The 3183-nt window shown below is 31.1% G+C and carries 4 protein-coding genes; 2 read left to right on the forward strand and 2 right to left on the reverse strand.

Going from position 1 to position 3183, the window contains the following annotated elements; genetic code table 11:
- Nucleotides 1-201: 201 nt before the first annotated feature.
- Both AABM47_RS00005 and AABM47_RS00010 read left to right on the forward strand, forming a co-directional pair.
- A complete protein-coding gene (locus AABM47_RS00005; RefSeq protein WP_338408867.1) occupies nt 202-924 on the forward strand; it encodes an SDR family NAD(P)-dependent oxidoreductase in 723 nt (240 codons plus the stop codon).
- 19 nt (nt 925-943) lie between these two features.
- Nucleotides 944-1330, forward strand: a complete 387-nt coding sequence (locus AABM47_RS00010) for a nucleoside triphosphate pyrophosphohydrolase family protein (RefSeq protein WP_338408868.1) — start codon at nt 944-946, stop codon at nt 1328-1330.
- Nucleotides 1331-1333: 3 nt separating this feature from the next.
- On the opposite strand, the gene AABM47_RS00015 is transcribed toward AABM47_RS00010, so the two are convergent.
- Nucleotides 1334-1795, reverse strand: coding sequence for a DMP19 family protein (locus tag AABM47_RS00015; RefSeq protein WP_338408869.1), 462 nt, complete (start codon nt 1793-1795; stop codon nt 1334-1336).
- A gap of 18 nt (nt 1796-1813) precedes the next feature.
- Nucleotides 1814-3183, reverse strand: a 1370-nt coding sequence (locus AABM47_RS00020) for a CocE/NonD family hydrolase (protein WP_338408870.1), incomplete at its 5' end; no start/stop codon positions are given.

Consider the following 3183-nt stretch of genomic DNA (forward strand, 5'->3'; position numbering starts at 1 on the left):
GTCATTAATACTATAAAAGCTAAAATAAAAAAGATCATAAATATAATTCTACCAGTCGTAAAATAAGCGCCTAAAAACATAACTTCAATTGTTTAGTAAATTGTTGATGAATAGATTTTTTGAGTTTAAAACTTTCGTAAAGTTTCTATATATTGTCTATTCAAATGAATCAATATTTTATTCTGCAAAATTACAAATAAAATGAAGAACGCCATCGTTTTTGGGGCAACTTCTGGAATAGGGAAATCTTTAACTGAGGTTTTAGTAAAAGAAGGATATAGAGTTGCTATTACAGGGAGAAGACTACCGCTTCTAGAGGCCCTCAAACAGAAGTTTCCAAACCAAATTTTAGTAAAGCAGAATGATATTCAGGATACCAAAGAAGTAGAGAATATATTTTCTGAAATTGTATTAGAATTTGGAACGATAGATCTTATAGTGCAATCTTCAGGAGTTGGTTTTGTGAATCCAAAATTAGAATGGTCTAAAGAAGAACAATCTATAAATACGAATGTTTTAGGGGTAACAAAATTATACACTTTAGCGTATAACCTCTTTAGAGCCCAACAATTTGGGCATTTGGTAGGTATTACTTCTATTGCCTCTATTCGAGGGAATCGTGCAGCTCCTGTGTATTTTGCTTCTAAAGCATATCAAAAAGCGTATCTAGAAAGCTTGTATATAAAAACCAAATCTATAAAATCGAAACGTGTTTTTATTACAGAAATTAGACCTGGCTTTGTAGATACTGCCATGGCTTTAGGTGAAGCTGTTTTTTGGATGGTTCCTTTAGAGAAAGCAGCACATCAAATTTATGATGCCATTAAAAGTAAAAAACGAGTAGCCTATATTTCTAAGAGATGGCAGCTTGTTGCTTGGGGTTTAAAACTAGCTCCTGCATGGTTATTAAAAAAGATATTATAATAATTTATAAGAGATAAAAATGAAAAATAAAATAAAATCGGTACATGATTTTCATACAGCTTTTGGCGCTGGTATTAAAAATACACCAACAGCAAGCATTGGTGAGGATAGAAATTTACTTCGTTTTAATTTAATGAAAGAAGAGAATGAAGAATATTTAGAAGCAGCAGAAAATAACGATTTAGTGGAGGTTGCAGACGCTTTAGGAGATATGTTATATATTTTGTGTGGCACTATTATAGAACATGGTATGCAAGATAAAATAGAGGACGTTTTTAATGAAATTCATAGAAGTAATATGAGTAAATTAGGCGAAGATGGGAAGCCAATTTATAGAGAAGATGGTAAAGTTCTTAAAGGAGCTAATTACTTTAAGCCACATATTAAAAAAATTTTAGAGCAATAATTTTCAATCAAAATGAGCAATATTATTTCGAACATAAGCCAATGTTAATAAAATAATATTGTCTTCATATTTATAGAATTCGGTATCTAGTTCATCCCACAAATCAATATTAGAGTCTTTTTTCATTAAAATTTGCTGCCGTATTTGTAAGTTTTTAGGAACCGGAATTTCAGGGAATAAGTAAATTGCTTTGGTAAGAATATCAACGGTGTTTTCTGCTTTAATGGCTAGGTATGCTTGAAATATTTCATGAGTAAATTGCCCAGAAGAATTAAAAAAGAATTGAATAAAGCCCCCATCTGTAACATTCTGCTCTAAAACATCTAAATAAATGAATGTTTTCTCAAATTCATTTAGGTTGCTAAAATTGTCTTTTTCAGTAATTTTCTTCCCAATTATTTCTCCAATTCTATTAATTTTTTCAGCATCATCGTTTATAAGTAAAGCAATTTCTGTAGAAGTCATTTTGTTGTTTTAACTATTTTATTTAAGAACAGAAAACTCAATAGAAGAATCTGTAAAAACGGTATGTGTTTGATTTTTAAAATCTTTTTCATCTGCTTTATAGATATTGTCTACATAGGTTTGCGGATTCAAATCTATTAAAGGAAACCAGGTGCTTTGCACTTGAATTTGCACTTTATGCCCTTTTTTAAACGTGTGAAAAACATCTTGCAGTTTTATGTTTACGTCCGTTTTTTTATTCGGAATAAAAGGTTCTGGATACTCGAAACTATTTCTAAAGCGTCCCCGTAAAACTTCACTTCTCACCATTAAATGATAATTACTCATTTTTAAATGATCTTGTAGTTTGTCGTTTGTTTCTTCTAAGTTATCGGGATGCACATCAATTAATTTTACAATCCAATCTGCGGATGAGCCTGTGGTAGCTACTTTTAATTTTGCTAAAATATCTCCAGCCAATGTATAATCATTTTTTAAAACTTCCGTTTCAAAAACCAAAACATCGGGTCTTCGTGCCGCAAAACGTTGGTCATCTGTCATGTATTTTCTTGGCGTGAACACCGTTTTAATATCTTCGGAATATGGAACAGGATGTTTCAGGTCGCTTGTAAATTTAATTTCTTCTGTTGCCTTTTTTACGGAAGTTAATGTTTGATTTTCAGATAAAAACCAATCTTCTTTTACCACATTTTTTGGTGGCCAAGCATCATAAGATTTCCATTCTTTTTTACCAGAATCAAAAACATATGCTTCTGGCAAACCAGAATTTTGATCTCCTTTTCCTTTTAAGAAATGGTTAAAAAACTTTGTTTCAATTTCCGATTGAAATTTCAAAGAAATAGAATCACCAAAGTAATAATTCCCTACATAATTTTCTACTCCAGCGGTTGCCCATTTTCCGTGATCCCAAGGTCCAAAAACTAACGTATTGTAATTGTCTTTTCCATTTTTTTCAATGGCTTTATAGGTTTCTAAAGGTCCGTATAAATCTTCTGCATCAAACCAACCACCCACAATCATAGTAGCCACAGAAGAAGGTACTTTGTCTAAATGCTGAATAATTGCTTTGCTTTGCCAAACAGAATCATAATTTGGATGTTCTACAATTTCTTTCCAGAAATAATCATCAATTTTATCATTGTTTACGGTAGTTTTTACATCCAGTTTATCATATTGAAAATATTCATTCAAGTTTTTTAAAGGTCCTTTGTCTAAGAAAAATTGATATTGATCTTTAGATTCCATTTTAGGAAAAGAATACCAAGCAGAATCTGTTGGTGTGTCTTTGTAAGTTCCGAATAAAGAAATAGCTCTAAAATAACTTAATAGAAATGCGCCATTATGATGAAAATCATCAAAAAAGAAATCTCCAATACATGCTTGTGGGG

Source organism: uncultured Flavobacterium sp. (assembly GCF_963925415.1).
Lineage (GTDB): Bacteria > Bacteroidota > Bacteroidia > Flavobacteriales > Flavobacteriaceae > Flavobacterium.